8 protein-coding genes and 7 pseudogenes are annotated in these 16,768 nt (G+C 63.8%); 11 read left to right on the top strand and 4 right to left on the bottom strand.

Translation table 11 applies throughout. The features are described from left to right. The first annotated feature begins 126 nt into the window (after nt 1–126). Nucleotides 127–913: pseudogene (gene istB, locus BIGA_RS00005) on the top strand (IS21-like element helper ATPase IstB). A gap of 112 nt (nt 914–1,025) precedes the next feature. Here the strand turns inward: istB (BIGA_RS00005) and BIGA_RS00010 are convergent. Then, nucleotides 1,026–1,489: pseudogene (locus BIGA_RS00010) on the bottom strand (IS30 family transposase); the annotation flags it as partial. A gap of 129 nt (nt 1,490–1,618) precedes the next feature. Here BIGA_RS00010 and istA point away from each other — a divergent pair. Continuing rightward, nucleotides 1,619–3,086: pseudogene (gene istA / locus BIGA_RS00015) on the top strand (IS21 family transposase). Continuing rightward, nucleotides 3,083–3,847 (top strand): IS21-like element helper ATPase IstB, encoded by a 765-nt coding sequence (gene istB / locus BIGA_RS00020; RefSeq protein ID WP_034259497.1) that lies wholly within the window; start codon nt 3,083–3,085, stop codon nt 3,845–3,847. The pseudogene istA and the gene istB (BIGA_RS00020) overlap by 4 nt, the downstream one beginning before the upstream one ends. A gap of 82 nt (nt 3,848–3,929) precedes the next feature. Here istB (BIGA_RS00020) and BIGA_RS09395 read toward each other — a convergent pair. Further along, nucleotides 3,930–4,106: pseudogene (locus BIGA_RS09395) on the bottom strand (helix-turn-helix domain-containing protein); the annotation flags it as partial. A 475-nt stretch (nt 4,107–4,581) separates the two neighbouring features. Here BIGA_RS09395 and BIGA_RS00030 point away from each other — a divergent pair. From BIGA_RS00030 to BIGA_RS09710, 5 genes and pseudogenes are all read left to right on the top strand, one after another. Continuing rightward, on the top strand, nt 4,582–5,571 hold the full coding sequence (locus tag BIGA_RS00030; protein ID WP_034259502.1) for an MFS transporter: 990 nt from the start codon (nt 4,582–4,584) through the stop codon (nt 5,569–5,571). Between the two features lie 332 nt (nt 5,572–5,903). After that, on the top strand, nt 5,904–7,019 hold the full coding sequence (locus tag BIGA_RS00035; protein ID WP_202805494.1) for a DMT family transporter: 1,116 nt from the start codon (nt 5,904–5,906) through the stop codon (nt 7,017–7,019). 475 nt (nt 7,020–7,494) lie between these two features. Continuing rightward, nucleotides 7,495–9,300 carry a hypothetical protein gene (locus BIGA_RS00040; protein WP_152596026.1) on the top strand — a complete coding sequence of 602 codons (1,806 nt, stop codon included), beginning with the start codon at nt 7,495–7,497 and terminating at the stop codon, nt 9,298–9,300. A 271-nt stretch (nt 9,301–9,571) separates the two neighbouring features. Then, nucleotides 9,572–10,621: pseudogene (locus BIGA_RS09705) on the top strand (anion permease); the annotation flags it as partial. Nucleotides 10,622–10,639: 18 nt separating this feature from the next. Further along, complete coding sequence (locus BIGA_RS09710; protein ID WP_033507500.1) at nt 10,640–11,263, top strand: DUF47 domain-containing protein; 624 nt, start codon at nt 10,640–10,642, stop codon at nt 11,261–11,263. A 2-nt stretch (nt 11,264–11,265) separates the two neighbouring features. On the opposite strand, the gene BIGA_RS00050 is transcribed toward BIGA_RS09710, so the two are convergent. Together BIGA_RS00050 and BIGA_RS00055 are read right to left on the bottom strand one after the other, a co-directional pair. Next, nucleotides 11,266–11,907, bottom strand: a complete 642-nt coding sequence (locus tag BIGA_RS00050; RefSeq protein ID WP_033507498.1) for a response regulator transcription factor — start codon at nt 11,905–11,907, stop codon at nt 11,266–11,268. Then, nucleotides 11,904–13,115 (bottom strand): sensor histidine kinase, encoded by a 1,212-nt coding sequence (locus BIGA_RS00055; RefSeq protein ID WP_033507496.1) that lies wholly within the window; start codon nt 13,113–13,115, stop codon nt 11,904–11,906. The genes BIGA_RS00050 and BIGA_RS00055 overlap by 4 nt, the downstream gene beginning before the upstream one ends. 139 nt (nt 13,116–13,254) lie before the next feature. On the opposite strand from BIGA_RS00055, the pseudogene BIGA_RS09755 reads away from it, so the two are divergent. The 3 genes and pseudogenes from BIGA_RS09755 to BIGA_RS00065 all read left to right on the top strand — a co-directional run. Continuing rightward, nucleotides 13,255–14,202: pseudogene (locus tag BIGA_RS09755) on the top strand (ATP-binding cassette domain-containing protein); the annotation flags it as partial. Nucleotides 14,203–14,277: 75 nt separating this feature from the next. Continuing rightward, nucleotides 14,278–15,405: pseudogene (locus BIGA_RS09760) on the top strand (ABC transporter permease); the annotation flags it as partial. Then, nucleotides 15,392–16,702, top strand: coding sequence for an ABC transporter permease (locus BIGA_RS00065; protein WP_081929277.1), 1,311 nt, complete (start codon nt 15,392–15,394; stop codon nt 16,700–16,702). The pseudogene BIGA_RS09760 and the gene BIGA_RS00065, both read left to right, overlap by 14 nt. Nucleotides 16,703–16,768 lie beyond the last annotated feature (66 nt).

Raw genomic sequence — 16,768 nt, forward strand, 5'->3', positions numbered from 1 at the left:
TCGACGAGGCGAGCCTGATGACGCTGGCGCGCAGGATCGCCGCGGGCGAGACGCCGCACGACGAGCCCGCCCGGACCTGCACGACTACGACCGGTTCATGCGGCCGTCCGACGACCGGAAGGAGGCATGATGACCAAACCCGGAACCGCACAGCCCGACACGAGACGGCGTCGCGCGTCGACCGGGCAGCTGATGGACGGGATCATGGGACTCGCCCGCCGGCTGCCGCTGACCCGCCAGGTATTGGCCGACCAATTGGAGACGGCCACGCCCGCGCAGACGGGGGTTCATGCACGCGTGGATGAACGCCGAGATCGATTCCCGGGAACGTTCCAAACGCGCGCGACTGCTCAAGCAGGCCGGGTTCCCCCAAACCAAGACGCTCGACGGCTACGACTGGACACCCCTGCGCTTCCCCGTCGACTACGGGCGGCAGGCATTGGAATCCCTCGACTTCGTCGAGCACACGCAGGACGTGGTCATGTTCGGCCCTCCCGGCACCGGCAAGACCCACCTGGCCATCGCGCTGGCCCGGCAGGCCTGCCTGGAGGGCGTACCGACCAGGTTCTTCACCGCCGCCGAGCTCGTCATGCGACTACTGCGCGCCAACGCGGAGAACAGGCTCGACCGGGAGCTCTCCCAGATCGGCAGGGCCAGGCTCCTGGTCGTCGACGAGCTCGGATACATCCCGATCGACGAGGAAGGCAGCCGCCTCCTGTTCCAGGTCGCCGCCAACGCGTACGAAAGACAGAGCATCGTCTACACCACCAACATCGAGTTCAGCGGATGGGGCAGGATCTTCGGCGACCCCAACACGGCACGCCGCTTGTCAATCGACCGCACCGTCCACCACGGCAGGATGATCAGATTCGAGGGCGACAGCTACCGCAAAACCCACGCCCTCATGCAATAACCCAGAAACCACCGACCGGACAGGCCCAGCCACGACAAACCGGCAACATAACGACCGGTAACCCGGTCAACTTCCCCACGGTAAGACGGCACACGCCGAGTTGACAAAATACAATCACGGTGTCGGACTCCCAGTGGCCGAACTGCCCGCGCGAGTCCACAGCCCTGGGTCGTTGGCCGATGTCCACGCGCATCGGGATGCGCGGCCCCCTGACCTTGCGTCCCTTCCGTCCGGCCCGGCGCTTCCTGCCCGCGGCAGGTACTGGCGCAGGTCCAGGCCGCGCTGCGGCTTCGCGTAGATCCACTGGTGGAGGCACTCGTGACTGACCCGCATCACGGGGTCGCCGGGGTACTCCAGCTTCAGCCTGCCCTCGATCAGCTCGGGGCTCCATCCACGGCGCAGCGCGTCCATGACCCACGAGCGCAGCCGGTCCGAGTCCATGCGATGCGGTTTGCGGGACTCGTGGCGCCTCAGGTCGGCCCTCCGCTGCGCCGCGAGGGCGGAGTGGAACGGCATGGACGTCCACGGGCCGGTCTTCAGCCGCCGCGGCCGGTACGGGCGGTGCGTGTTTTTGTTCAATTGTTTGTTGAGGTTTTAGTCATGTAGTTTTTTCGGGTTTAGGCAAAGGCATGCCGACCACCCGTGGGCCTTATCTTGATGGTGCTTCGTTTTCCGTCAAGGAGGTCCGGAAAGGCTATGATCAGCATGCCCAAAGTCCAGTCTATCCGTCGTCGCAGGATGAACGGCGAGTCGATCGCGTCGATAGCGCGCAGCGAGAACGTCAGCGAGCCGACGGTGCGCAAGTACCTGAAGACAGGGGACCTGTCACCCAGGCCGCCGGTCAAGCGGAAACACGCGGAGTCGGTCATCGACCGTTACGTGCCGGTGATCGAGCAGTGGCTCGCGGAGGATCGCTGCACGTGGCGCAAGCAGCGGCATACCGCGACCCGGATATGGGAGCGTCTGCGTGACGAGTACGGGGCGGAGGTGTCGCTGTCGACCGTGACGAGGAAGGTCGCGCAGCTGCGGCGCGAGTTCGCCGCGGAGCGCGAGGCCGGCTACCTCGACCTGGTGTGGCATCCGGGCGAGGCGCAGGCCGATTTCGGCGAGGTCGACGTCAGGTTCCGGGGCGAGGTGTCGCGCATGCGTCATTTCGTGCTGGATTTCCCGTATTCGAACGTCGGGCCGGCGCAGCTGATGCCCGGGGAGAACGCTGAGTGCGCGTGCCAGGCGCTTCGCGACATCTTCGAGTGGCTGGGCGGCGTGCCGCCGCGGATCGTGTTCGATAACGCCGCGGGCGTGGGGCGCAGGATGTTCGAGCGGGTGAGGCTGACGCGCCTGTTCCAGTCGTTCCAGGCGCATTACGGGTTCGAGTACGTGTTCTGCAACGCGTACGCGGGCCACGAGAAGGGCGGCGTGGAGTCCCGGGTCGGCGCGGTGCGCCGCAAGCTGTTCGTGCCGGTGCCGAGCGTGTGGAGCATGCCGGCGTTCAACGTCAGGCTGCTCGAGCGGTGCCTCGCGCTGGGCGACAAGGACCACTACCGCAAGGGCGGGCGCGAGACGGACCTGTTTGCCGAGGACCGCAAAGCACTGCTGGCGCTGCCGGAGGCGCGCTTCGACGTGGTCACGTGGAAACGCATGAAGGCCGACAAGTACGGGATCGTCACCGTCGAGGGCAGGCACCGGTACGCGGCCGGCCCCGAGCATGCGGGGCGCGAGCTGATCGTCGGGCTGCGCGCGTTCGAGGTCGAGCTGCTCGATGCCTCCGGGGCCCGCATCACGACGCATCCGCGCGCCTACGGCGACAACCCCACCAGCAGCGACGACCCGTCCCTGCGGATCGGGCTGCCGTGGCGACAGGCCCGGGGCCTGGCCCAACAGCCAGGTCCGAGAGGCGCTTCCCGACCCGCTGCGCGAATGGCTCGACGGGCAGGAGCGCGCGGTCCTCGCCGAGGGGCTGCGCACGCTCAGGCAGGCCGAACGCGAGAGCGGATGGGCGAACGCGGTGGCGGCGATGGCCGAGATCCTCGAGACCACCGGCGGCATCGACCGCGCCGGCGTATGCCTGGCCGCGGCCCGACACGCCGCCGGGACCGAGCCCGTCGCCTACGACGAGCCCGTCGACCTGACCGAATACGACCTGGCGTTCGCCGGGAGGAAGGACAACGCATGAGCCAGAGGAACGAGGAACGCACGGACATCGACCGGCTGCGGGCGAGGGCCCGCGCCCTGTTCATCTCCCAAGCCACCATCGACGACCTGCTGGCCTGGGCCACGCCCAGGCAGCTCCAGGCCGTCGACAGGCTGCTGCACACGGAACTGGACAACCGTGAGACCTCGAAGCGCGCCAGGCTCCTGCGCCGCGCCCGGTTCCCCGTCCCCAAGACGCTGGACGGCTACGACTTCACGAACGTGAAGCTGCCCGACGGGTACGCCCGGGACGAGCTGCTCTCCCTGGACTTCGTCGGCAGGGCCCAGGACCTCGTGTTCTACGGGAAGACCGGACGCGGCAAGACCCACCTGGCCACCGCGCTGGGCATGAGCGCGATCGACCGGGGCATGAACGTACGCTTCCTGCCCACCGCCGAGCTCGTCCTTCAGCTGGGCCGCGCCAAGCGCGAGGGAACCCTCGAGACCATGCTCAAGGACATCGCCAAAGCCGATCTGATCATCCTGGACGAGTTCGGCTACGTGCCCTTCGACGTCGACGGCGCCAGACTGCTCTACCAGGTCATCGCCGGCAGCTACGAGAGAAGGAGCATCATCTTCACCACGAACATCGAGTTCAGCAAATGGGGCACGATCTTCGCCGACGACAAACTCGCCGCCTCGATCATCGACCGCATCGTTCACCACGGACGACTCATCGAGTTCACCGGACAAAGCCACCGCATCAGCCAGGCACTCATGTTCGGCAAACCCCAAAACCAATAAAACACACCCGGCCGGCACACCCACGCCCAAAACCGAAAAAAATACCTGACGAAAACCGAAACACCAACTTGACTAAAAACAGGTGCGATTCGTTCTCGTTGGACGCGAACCACAGTCCCCGTTTCAGATCGCGGCTGACGGTGGCCTTGTCCCGGCCGATCAGCCTGGCCGTTTCCCTGACGCTCAGACCCTGCTCGCAATGCAGCCTCTCGATCCGGATCCGCTCGTCCGGGGACAGGTGCGAATAACATGTACCCACGAGTGCAACACCTCCAGCTGGAACCTAGACACTTCCAACCCTAGGCAGGTGTTGCACTTCTATCTAGAACCCGCGGACGCCTGTGGCTTGACGGCCCGTTTGATAAAATGACTAACTGGCGGTCGCTTGCGGAATTGGCCTTTGTGCATACTTCCGTCGGCAAGCCCCTGAACGATAAAAACGCGTTGAGTTCATTTTGAGTTCAACGCAGACGTGGATTTCGGGGTGAATCTGTGAACATGATAGACACTGAGACACTACAGAGACGAGAGAGTGCCCCGTACATATTCTGATTACTGAGTGGGAGTAGTCCAGCAGAAAAGTGTTGCACCGCTCGGGGGTGCGTTCCGCGTTCGCGGGATGCGCCCCTGTTTCGTATGTGCCGATTTTGGACCCGCTAGCCGTGTGGCGCGGAAACGTTGACTTTCTTTGTAGAATGCTAGTTTTCTACCATGCTCGGCCGTCGCGGTGTGGCATGTCTGGCCGCTGGCTGCACGTGGTTTCCGAGCTGGGATTCGACATCTCCCGCACCGGCTATACGGTATCGCTTGTGCCCAGGGACCGTCTGCCGCACGCCAACGCGCTGATCGAGGGCGCCAACGCAATCGGCGAAGGCATCGGGCCGAGCGTCGGCGGATGGCTGTTCGACACGCTCGGGGTCGCTCTGTCCCTGCTGTTCGATTTCGTGACGTACGTGTGCAGCTCGCTGCTGGTGCTGCTCAACGTACTCGAACGCAGGAAACGGAAGACGGCCGCGGCATCGGAGCATACGCCCCGGCAGGATGAATCAGCGCGCGTCAAGACCGATGATGAATACGATGACGACGGTGATGTGCTGAGTGGCCTGCGCTTCGTCTGGGGGATCGGGATCATCCGTTCCATCGCGTTCTCCGCGGGCCAGTTCAACTTCTTCACCGCCGTGTTCTTTACGATCTACTACGTGTTCGTGATCCGCGTGCTGCATATGGATCCCGTGGCGGTGGGCCTCGCCGCCACGTGCAGCGGCATCGGCGGTATTGTGAGCTCCGTTGCGGTGGGGCCCTCATCCGGCGCATGGCGTCCGGCCCCCCTGTTCATCGCCACGCTGTTCGCGCCCGCTTTGGCGGCGCTGCTCGTGTCGCTGTCGGCCTTCACAATCGAGTACGGCAACGCCGTGGTGATCGCATTGGTATGCGTCTCCCAGTTCGTGTGGAGCTTCACCGTGACGGTGAACCTCGTCCTGAGCGAATCCATCAAACAGGTCACCGCCCCGGAACGGCTGCTCGGGCAGGTCAGCTCGGTGGAGCGCGTCATCGCCCTGGCAGCCGAGCCCATCGGCGCGCTGGCGGGCGGACCGTTCGCGGACATGATCGGAGAGGACATCGCCCTGTACCTGTGCGCTGTGGGACTGGCCGCATCCACGGCCTGGGCGTTGGACGAACACGGGATCCTGTCCTTCCGTAAGCCGGACGAATGGCAGTGCTGAATCCGCAGCCCCGTCCTTCCCACGCGACAGAACATGTCATGATCGGTATGATCGCGGAATCATTCGCTCCAGGGAATCGGTGCAGACTATTGTCATGCGTTGGGAGCAATTTCGCGACCGCGTTTGACATTTCCAGGAAGACCTCGTAGATTGGACCCGTCTAAAATCGTGTGGACTTTTCTGGGCGTAAGCCACCTTTTTGCCACGCAGCCGAGCATCGGTCGCGTGGTTTTTGTATTGGTCGGCAACATCCGACGAGATGACCTCTCTTCCGAAGACTCGGGACGTGTGAAGCTTGCCTTGCATGGGATGGGGCGAAGGAAGGAGAGAGCATGGAAAACGCAATCGATTCGCAGACGACGTCTGTGGTTACCTCGGCTTCGGGACATCGCCAGGTAACGGCTGCCCTGCAGGTATTTGCAGGTGGTGCCTGCTACGGCGCAATGGCCACTACGTACAAGCTCGCCTACGCGGCGGGTTACACTTCGGCGCAGGTGGTGGCGAGTCAGGCGTGGTTCGGCTGCCTGTTCTTCATCCTCGCAACGGTCGTACGTTTGCTGCGCGGCGGCCGTCTGAGCCGTCTTGGGGGCGCACAGGTGTTCAAGCTCATGGGGCTTGGTGCCCTCACCTGCACCACCTCGATTCTGTATTGCTATGCCATGAGCGTGCTGCCTGCTCCGGTGGCCCTCACACTGCTGTTTCAGTTCACTTGGATGGGACTTGTCTGGCAGACCATTATGATGCGGCGCGCGCCCAGGCTTCTTGAGATCGCCTCGGCCGCGCTCATCGTGTTCGGCACCGTGTTCGCGAGCGGCGTCTACAGGACGGGACTCGCCGGCTACAATCCTGTCGCGCTCGTCTGCGCCCTCGGCGCAGCGGTCACCTGTTCGTTGTTCGTCACACTTTCCGGAAAGGTCAAGGTGGACTGCTCCAACGAACAGCGAGGTGTTGTCGTGTGTCTGGGCGCGGGTCTCATGTCGCTCACCGTGTGCCCGGACTACCTCTTCTCCGGTGTTGTTTTCCAAGGCATCCTGCCTTTCGCCGCCATAGCGGGATTCTTCGGTCTTACATGTCCGGTGCTGCTCTTTGGCCTAGGCTCCCCGCACCTTCCCGCCGGGCTCTCGACCGTTATGGCCGCTGCGGAGCTTCCCGCCGGCCTCCTCATCGCCATGATCGTGCTCGGCGAGCCGCTTGGCATTGCCGAGTGGCTGGGCGTGGTTGTGATTCTTGCTGGAGTGTGCCTTGCACAGGTGCCCTGGTTTCCTCGCGCGGCACCGCGAGGAAGTCTGACCGCCGTTCCGATGGCTTATGCGGAGGGCAAGGCGCTCCTCAGGGAGTGGGGCCTGCCCGAGACGCTGCGCGGCGTGGGCGCCATCGCCTTGGGATACGCCGCGGGGCCCGAGGGCGCGGCCGCCCCGCGCAAGGACGGCTATGTTGTGCGCATCTAGCAGGATTTGGTCTTGCCAGAGGCGTCCGTCCTCCTCGGCGGGAATGCAAGCCGCTCGGAAGCTGTCGAGCGAACATCGGCGTTGAGTTCATATTGAGTTCAACTCAAGTGCTCGAAAATTGCCAGATTCCGGCGAATAGGGGGACACCGATACACCACGTGGACGAGAGGCTATGGAAGTGCACGATTTGATTACTGAGTGGGAGTGATGTAGACAGGGCGCACATAACGGCCCGATACGATGACATTGACTCTGTAGGGAGGTCTTCGGACCTCCCTTTGCTGTTGTCTGGTCCTATTCCGGCTCTCGTGCGGGCATTCGTTGGCGCATTCGGTCGTACGCATGGGCCGGTTCCCTGTAGCGTCAGTCCAAGTGCAATCTATGGTGATGCTACCGGGAGTGTTCCATCCAAGACTGATCTGGCTGCGGATTACACTTGTATACCAATCGAACGGGAAGAGCGATTGGGACGGATATGGAAGAAGCCTTGACCTCAGCGAGCAAGTGTTTTGCTCGCAAACCTGTGCCGAAATCATGGAAACGATGGGGGCTGTACCTCATTGAGTCCATGGTTCTCATCGGCCTGCTGTTCCTGATGTCTCGCCTGGTACCGGTTATGCCTTCATTCGTGATTGCGCTGCTTTGGGCGGTGCTGACTTTTGTCATGACGATCGGTCATGTTTACCGTGTCGTTGTAAAGAAGACATATCGTCAGGTCAGATATCGTGAAGGCGGTATGCACGCCCGCTTCAACAATGGGCGAATTCTGTCCATCATTATTGGATTCGTGTTTTCCGCGGTATGTTCGGCCGGATTGATCCTGAGCACTCCTCGATGGGGAACCCTCGAATGGATCCTTACCGTGATTTCGATTCCGCTGTATATTGTCGTGTTCCTTGTCGCGGACAAGTTGTCGCGTAGGGAATATACGGAGAATTACCGTTTGTCGGGCTGTTTGTTCTGGAGCTATATCGTCGTGGGGGTGCTACTGGTTGTTTTGTATACCGTCGCCACGTTGGTACGGCCGATGACGACGTACGACAGTGCGGTTGATGCGTTCCTGGCTGCGAAGAACCCTCTCGAAGGCGCATCTTCCACGTTGGTGTCCGAGTCGGGGATATTGATGAGTTTCGTGGATGGGATGAAGCTGTATGGCATCTCGACGGCATCCCACGTGTCCGCGGCCATCTCATTCGCGATCGTGATCATCTTGTCTGTTTCCACGTTCTTCGGCATCGCGGGTTTACTGAGGGTGGCTTCCATCGATATCGGTGAGATGAAGAGGGTGTTTTCGCCTTTGCCGGCGGAGGGACAGAAGATTGCGGATCTGCATGTCAAGAAGGCGTATATCGTCGTGGCTGCGGCTATGCCTGCCGTCCTGATCGCATCATTCGTCGGCGCCGATTCCTGGATGGCCACTGTAGCGACGACTCAAGGATATACCATGGCCGAACGATTCGTCCGTGACCAGATGGATCTTGCCATATATGTGCTCGACGGAAAATACTACGACCAGCGGGCAGTCGAAATGGTGCGTGAGGAAACCGAAAGGAAGGTCGCCAAGCTCAGCGAGAAGAATAGCGAGGTGCTAACGAATCTCATTAACGAATCGTTCGATAAGCGTCTCGAGAATGTGGATGACTACCTTGATTGGTACTACAGCCTGCCTGCCGATTACGAACGATTGGCGAGTATGATCACCGGTTCCGCGGAGGAATTCGTAACCGATCAGTTCACCGCGCACATCGAAAACGGCATCGACGACTCCGCTATTGACGAGCAGTTGGAGCGTTACGCCGCCCAGATCGACCAATATCGCACGGATGCGGAGGAGGAGCTCGCCGCGTATGAAATGGATGACGTACCCGAATGGCTGATCGTCGAGAAGGAGGAACTGGATGACGATTTCTTCTCCGACTCGTTTGAACCGGCCCAGCGGCTACTCGATGCGAATGATCGGGTCGTGATAAGCAGTACGATCGGCCTGGCCGCCGGTGTGCTCATGAAAGCGGCATCGAAACAGTTCTTTAAGAAATTCGTAAGTCAGATCGGAAGCAAACTCGGTGCGAGCGCTATAGGAAGCGCCATCGGCGGTACTGCGGGTACCGTTGCGGGTCCACTCGGCACGGTTGCGGGGCTTGCCGCCGGTGCCGCGGTCGGAGTCGGCGTGGACGCATTGATGTTGAACATCGACGAATGGCAGAACCGCGACGAGTACAAGGCGGAGATCGTCGAAGCCATCGAGGAACAACGCAGTGAGGTTTTGGGCGCATTGGGATAGGAGCCAGTCTGTTCTTCATCCACGCATGGTCTTCGCGGCAAGGCTGAACGAAGAGGCACGATATGGCGGAGCATCGACTCGGCATCGGCGTATTTCGCTGCAATGTCGTGTCGTGACATGGATGGAATACGACCGTGACGGGGGATGATTTCTGCCGCGACACGCCATTGATGAAACGCTACGTAGCCACGCTGCATGACTCTCGGGTGAACATCGGGTAAACTCAGTGTGTTCACTGTTGAAAACCTGAGCGAAAAAGGTGGCGAGTCCGTTGGACGTTTCATTCATGACTTTTATCCAACAGGTCCTCACCAATCCGGCGTTGATGGTGACTACGTTGCTCACGCTCGGCGTCATCTTCGTCAACGGTTGGACCGACGCCCCCAACGCCATCGCCACCTGTGTGACCACGCGCTGCATGCGTGTACGCTCCGCGGTCATCATGGCCGCGGTCTTCAATTTCCTGGGTGTGTTCATCATGACCCAGCTGAACGCCTCGGTGGCCTCCACCATCAGCAACATGGTGGATTTCGGCGGCAACACGCATGAGGCGCTGATTGCCCTGTGCGCCGCGCTGTTCTCCATCGTCGTCTACAGCGTGATCGCTTCGCTGTTCGGCATCCCCACCTCCGAAAGCCATAGTCTGATCGCCGGCCTGTCCGGTGCGGCCATCGCCATCCAGAGCGGCATCGGCGGCATCAACATGGACGAGTGGGTCAAGGTGCTGTACGGTCTGGTGGCCAGCCTGGTCATCGGCTTCGCGATGGGCTGGGTCGTCTGCAAGCTGGTCACGGTGATCTGCGCCGGCATGGACCGCCGCCGCACCAACGGGTTCTTCAAATACGCGCAGATCGTGGGCGCCGCCTCGATGAGCTTCATGCACGGCGCGCAGGACGGCCAGAAGTTCATCGGCGTGCTGTTCCTGGGCATGGCGTTCTGCAACGGGCAGTCCAGCGTGGCCGGCGTGGTGATCCCGGTGTGGCTGATGCTGCTGTGCAGCGTCATCATGGGCCTGGGCACCTCGGTGGGCGGCGAGCGCATCATCAAGTCGGTCGGCCAGGACATGGTCAAGCTGGAGAAGTTTCAGGGCTTCTCCGCCGACCTGTCGAGCGCGTTGTGTCTGCTGCTGATGACGGTGCTCGGCATCCCCGTGTCCACCACGCACACCAAGACCAGCGCCATCATGGGCGTCGGCGCGGTCAAGCGTCTGTCCGCCATCAACTTCGGCGTGGTCAAGGACATGATGCTCACCTGGGTGTTCACATTCCCCGGCTGCGGCATCATCAGCTACATCATGGCCAAACTGTTCATGTTCATCTTCGAACGGAATCTGCTTCACATGGCAAGAAAGAACGACGCGTTCTACTTCGACTCCTTTGACAGGAGCGCCGAATACGCCTGTCAGGCCGTGCAGCTGCTGGCGGACGTCATGCGCCATTACGACCCGGATACGCTCCAAGAGCGCATGGGGCAGATGCATGCCATCGAGCAGGCGGCCGACGAGGTGCGTCACGCGTTGGTCGACGAGCTGGTCACCGCGTTCATCACCCCGATCGACCGCGAGGACATCGCGCTGCTCAGCGACTATCTGGACAGCGTGGTCGATGAGATCGAAGGCGTGCTGCACCGGCTGTACTACGACAACGTTCGCGAGATCCGCCCCGATGCGCTCGTCACCCTCGACAAGGTGGTCGAGGAGGTGGGCCAGATGAAGGACCTGGTCGCTGAGATGCGCCGGTTCAAGCGGTCCAAGACCCTGCGCGAGCGTGTGTTCACGATCAACCGCATCGAGCAGGAGGCGGATACGATGTTCGTGGATGCGTTGCGCACGCTGCACACCGCCGAGACCGACCCGCTGCGCGTGTTCGCCTGGCATGAGGTGTACACGCAGCTGGAGGAGTGCGCCGACGCCTGCGAGAAGGTGGCCGACGTCATCGACAACGTGGTGATGAAGAACAGCTGAGCCTACCGCTCGCTCTTGAGCCAGGCGATGGCCAGCTGCGTGCGGTTGGTCATGCCGAGCTTGTCCAGGATTCCGCTGATGCGGTTGCGCACGGTGCCCTCCGACAGGCACAGTCGGGAGGCGATGTCACGGTTGTCGAGTCCCTGCGCGACCAGCGCGGCGATGTCCCGCTCGCGGTCGCTCAGATTCGGGAACGGATCGCTGGGCACGTCGCCGTCGTGGCGGTGGGGCCGTTCCGCCGTCAGCTTGCCGAGCACCTCGGCGCCGAGCACGACCTGACCCGCCATCACGGCCTGCAAGGCGGGGGCGACGGCGGACACGTCCTGCTTGATGAGGTATCCACGGGCGCCGATGGCGATGGCCTCGTCGATATAGGCCCGGTCCGAGAACGTGGTCAGGAACAGGATGCGCGCGGCATGGTCGAACGCCAGGATGCGCCGGGCCGTGTCCAATCCGCTCACGCCGGGCATCTGGATATCGAGCAGCAGCACGTCCGGCCGGTGGTGCGGGCCGGATCGATAGCGTTCCACGGCGTCGGTTCCGTTGTTCGCCGTCCAGAGCACCTCGGCCGCCCCGGTGGCGGCGAGGATGGTGGCCAGCGACTGGCAGACGATGGGGTCGTCATCCACGATGGCGGTTTTCATGCGCGTCCTCCCTCGGCGGTCCATGGTGTTTTGGGAATCGATGCGAAGACGCGCCATCCGTCGTTGAATGGTCCGCACAGCGCCGTGCCTCCCAACGCCCTGACGCGGGCCTCGATGTCGGCCAGCCCCATGCCGCGCGGAGCGGCGGCCTTGACGTGCGGCGTGCGGCCTCCGTCATCCTGCACGGTCAGCTGCCAGAAGGCGGGGAACTCGTGCAACAGCACCGACACCTGCGCGGCGTCGCTGTGATGGGCCACATTCGACACGGCCTCGCGGATCACCGCGGACAGGCACCGCGCGACCGGCGCGGGCGCCGTCCTGATATCGTTGCGCAGCCGAACGTCGAAATCCGCCGCACCGTCGAACGCGTGCGCCGCGGCATGGATCTGCGCGGCGAAATCCGTGCCGTCATCCTCCAGATCGTGGACGGAACGGCGGATCATCGTCATCGCCTGGTCCGCCGTATCGTGGATCTGTGCGAACCCACGGGCGGCATCGTGCGCGCCGCCGGCCTCGGCCACCAGCCGGCCCGCCTCGGCCTGCATGATGGCGCGGGTGAGCAGATGGCCGACGTTGTCATGGATATCGCGGGCGATGCGCGTGCGTTCGTTGACGGTGGCCGTATGGATGGCCGCGGCGCGTTCCTCGCTGCCGTCGGCGAGCCGGATCCGGTAGCGGCGCAGCATGTCCCGGGACTCATCCTCGATCCGGGTCCTGCCGGTGTCGAGCGCGTCGCAGCGCCTCGCGGATTCCCCGAGCAGCGCACCCACCGCCGCAACAACGACGATGAGATACGAATCCGGACCGGCCTGCCCGCGGTCGGCACCCAACCCGAACAGGCGCATCGCCAGCGGCGCGACCCACAGCCAGCACGACACGGCCATCATCCAACGCGGCGGCCCGGCCGCACCGTTCCCGCGGGCGGGCGATGTGTCGGCCCGTACTAAGCGGAGGGGCCGCAGACGCATGGCGTCATAGGCGATCGTCGGCAGGAACCAGAGGAATTCATCGGACAGACATGCCATAACCGCGTAGCAGCCCGGCATCAGGGGACGAAGCCGTGCGGCCGGCAGCCATTCGCACAGCGACGTGCAGCAGACCGCGGCCAGCAGCGCCACGACCGAACCCGGCCGCATATCGCCGGTGAGGGTGATATGCAGGATCAGGCACAAGGCGAACATCGCGGCCTTGTCGAGGAGTGTGCGCATGTCTCCACCATACCGTGACTTCGGGGACGGGCACGGTGACATTCGTCACGATCCGGGCGGAAACGATGACGTGTCTCACCATGCAGGCCCCGTCGGCATCCTGCATCATGGAGATACCTACACAAGACAGGAGGCAGCGATGACCACATCCGTTCCATCCGCGGTCAGCGTTCATGGGCTGGTCAAACGGTACGGCGACGTGCTCGCCCTCGACTATTTCGACCTGGACGTCAGACAGGGGGAGATCTTCGGCCTGCTCGGCCCGAACGGTTCGGGCAAAACCACCGCCATCAACTGCATCCTGGCGCTGCTGACCTACGACGCCGGGCAGGTGGGCGTCTTCGGATCGCCGATGACGCCCACCAGCTATGCGCTCAAACGACGCATCGGCGTCGTGCCGCAGGAGGTCGCCGTCTTCTACGAGCTGACCGTCGAGGAGAACGTCGACTATTTCTGCTCCCTGTACGTGCCCGACAGACGCACCCGAACCCCCATGGTCGACGAGGCCATCGCCTTCGTGGGACTCGACGACTACCGGCGGTTCCGTCCGGGCAAGCTCTCCGGCGGTCTGCTGCGCAGGCTCAACATCGCCTGCGGCATAGCGCACAGGCCCGACCTCATCTTCTTCGACGAGCCGACCGTGGCCGTGGACCCGCAAAGCCGCAACGCCATCCTGGAAGGCATCATGACCCTGCGCGACCGCGGCACCACCGTCGTGTACACCAGCCACTACATGGAGGAGGTCGAGCAGATCTGCGACCGGATCCTCATCATGGACCACGGCCGGCATCTGGCGCTCGGCACCGCCGAGGAACTGAAACTCATGATCGACACCGGCGAACGCATCACCGTCCAGACCCTGGACCTCACCCCGGCCACCCTGGAGCAGGTCGACGCCCTGCCCGCGGTCATCGCGGCCACCTATGACGGCCAGCAGCTGGACATCCGCTGCCGGCGCGGCGAGACCAACCTCATCGACATACTCGGCGTGCTGGAGCGATCCGGCACCAACATCGGACACCTGACCTCGCGTCCGCCGAGCCTGAACGACGTGTTCCTCGAACTGACCGGCACGGCGCTGCGCGACTCAAAGGAGCGGACGATGCTCACCACATTCATCGCACAGATCAAAACCATGCTGCACCGGCCGGCCATGATCTTCTGGGCGCTCGCCTTCCCGATCATCCTGGCCACCATGTTCCACGCCATGTTCCAGAACATCGAGAGCAGCTACAGCATCGAGGCCCAGCCCATAGACATCGTGCGTGACGACGCATGGGACGGCCTGACAGGCGCGCAGGACCTCGTGGAAGCCCTGCAGGACGCCGACACGGCCGTGCTCAAGGCCACGCAGGTGCCGGACGCGGACGCGGCGCTCGCCGACCTGCGTGAGGGTCGCGCGGTGGGCTATCTGGCCGCGCGGGACGGCGAACTGGCGTTCGTCATCAGCGATTCGGCCGCGACCACGGCCGAATCGGACGGGGCCGTGGGCATAACCCTCAGCATCATCTCGGATGCCGTGGCGCGGTACAACGACACGGCGCGGCTGGGGGAGGCGGTGGGGCGGTACGCTCCCGAAGCCTTTCTGGACGACTCCTTCACCGGGCAGCTGGGGGCCACCGCGGGGTTGAGCGAGGAGATCCGGCTCACCCGCACGGCCCCGGACGAACCCGTGCGCTACCAGTTCGCACTGCTGGGCATGGCCTGTCTGATGACCATGACCCTGGCCATCGGCGCCATCAGCGAATCCCAGCCGAATCTGTCCACCCTCGGCGCGCGCCGCTGCCTGGCGCCGCTGCCGAAGTGGCGCATACTGACGGCGGGGTTCCTGGCCGCCTGGCTGGTGTCCGCATGCTGCATGAGCCTGTCATTCGTCGTCATCCGATACGTGTTCTCGGTGGGCGTGGCCGGGCGTGAACCGTTCGCGTTCCTCGGCATCGGCGTGGCCACGTTCATGGCGTCGTCGCTGGGCTCGCTGATCGGCGCGTTGCCGAAACTGGGCGTGGGCTCGAAGGTGGGCATCTCCACCGGCATGACATGCCTGCTGTCGCTGTTCGCCGGGCTCTACGGCCAGCCGGCCATGCAGCTGGGCGACATGATCCAGCGGGAGCTGCCGCTGCTGGCGGACATCAACCCCGTCCGGCAGGTCTCCCAGCTGTTCCACGACATCCTGTATTACGACAGCCTGCAGCCCTTCGTCCGCACGGCCGCGCTGCTGGCGGGGATGAGCATCGTGTTCCTGGCCATTGCGGCGCTGATGTTGAGGAGGCAACGCTATGAACACCTTTAAAGCCGCATTGCGGGTCATCTGGCGGCACCGCGCCTATCTGCTCGTCTACCTGTTCGGGCTGAGCCTGATGATGATCGTCCTGATGTCCGGCTCGGTGGCCGGCGCGCAGCAGGATGCGGCGTCCGCCGGCGTCTACGAGTCCGATAGGGCCACGGTCGCCGTGGTGGACCGCGACGGCGGTGAGGCCGGCATCGCGCAGGGGCTGCGCGAGGGGCTCTCCGCCGGTTGCGATCTGATCGCGCTAGACGATACCGAGCGCGCGCTGCAGGACGCCGTGGCCACGAACTATGTGGACCTGATCATCATCGTGCCGGAGGGTTATGCCGCACGGTTCGCCGAGGCGGTTCGCACGGGCGGCGACGTGCCGGCGGTGCGGACCGTGACCAGCTACACCTCCGGCGTGGGGGCGATGGCGAGGATGCAGATGGAAGGGTTGCTATCGTCGCTCCGATCGGAATACCGCGCGCGGCTGGTGCATGCGGGAGTCGACACGGACGCCGACGGGGCGCTGCTGGCGCACAGCGTGCAACGGGTGATGGACGAGGCGCAGGTCAACGGACGCGACGGCATCGCCGTGGCGCAGACGGGAACGGCCGGCGACTCCCGCACCGGGGCGTCGATGTTCGGTGTGTCGATGAGATTCGGCGGGTATCCGATTATGGCATCGATGACCGTGACCGTGGCGCTGGTGGCCGGTGTGTTCAACGCGGGTCGGGTCCGGCGCAGGCTGGCCGCGTCGGCGGAGCATCCCTCTCGGCGGGGGATGGGCGTGTTCCTGGCCTGCCTGCTGCTCGGCGTCATCGCGTCGGCCTATTACCTGGCGCTGTCGGCGCTGCTGATGCTGCCGTTGGGCACGGACGCCTCGATCGCGCCGGAGTCCTTCGCGCTGTGCGCGGTGACGGTGCTGACGTACGCGCTGATGGCCGTGGCGTTGGGATTCGCGCTCGGGCAGTGCGGCGTGTCCGAGGAGGCGGCGAACGGGTTCGCGAATGTGTTCTCGCTGATGGTCGCCTTCACCGGCGGCGCCTGGTTCCCCGCCTCGCTGATGCCGGACGCCATGCTGGTGCTCGGCCATCTGCTGCCCGGCTGGTGGTACGGCGACGCGCTGGGCGCGGCGCTGGGACTGGGGGAGCATGCCGCCTCCGGTCCGGATGCGGGGGCGTGGGCGTCATCGACCGGTCTGGTGCTGATGTATGCGGCCGCCTTCACCTGCGTGGGATTGGCCGTGGGCGCCATCCGGGCGCGCCGGCCGCGCTCGGATACCGCGGAGAGGACCACCGAGCTGGCCGTCGGCTGAGTGCGATCGGTGGACGGTTCCGGGCCGCGCCGCCGGCCGCGATGATAGAATGCGGGCGTGAGTAGA

It is taken from the genome of Bifidobacterium pullorum subsp. gallinarum (genome assembly GCF_000741215.1).
Classification (GTDB): domain Bacteria; phylum Actinomycetota; class Actinomycetes; order Actinomycetales; family Bifidobacteriaceae; genus Bifidobacterium; species Bifidobacterium pullorum_B.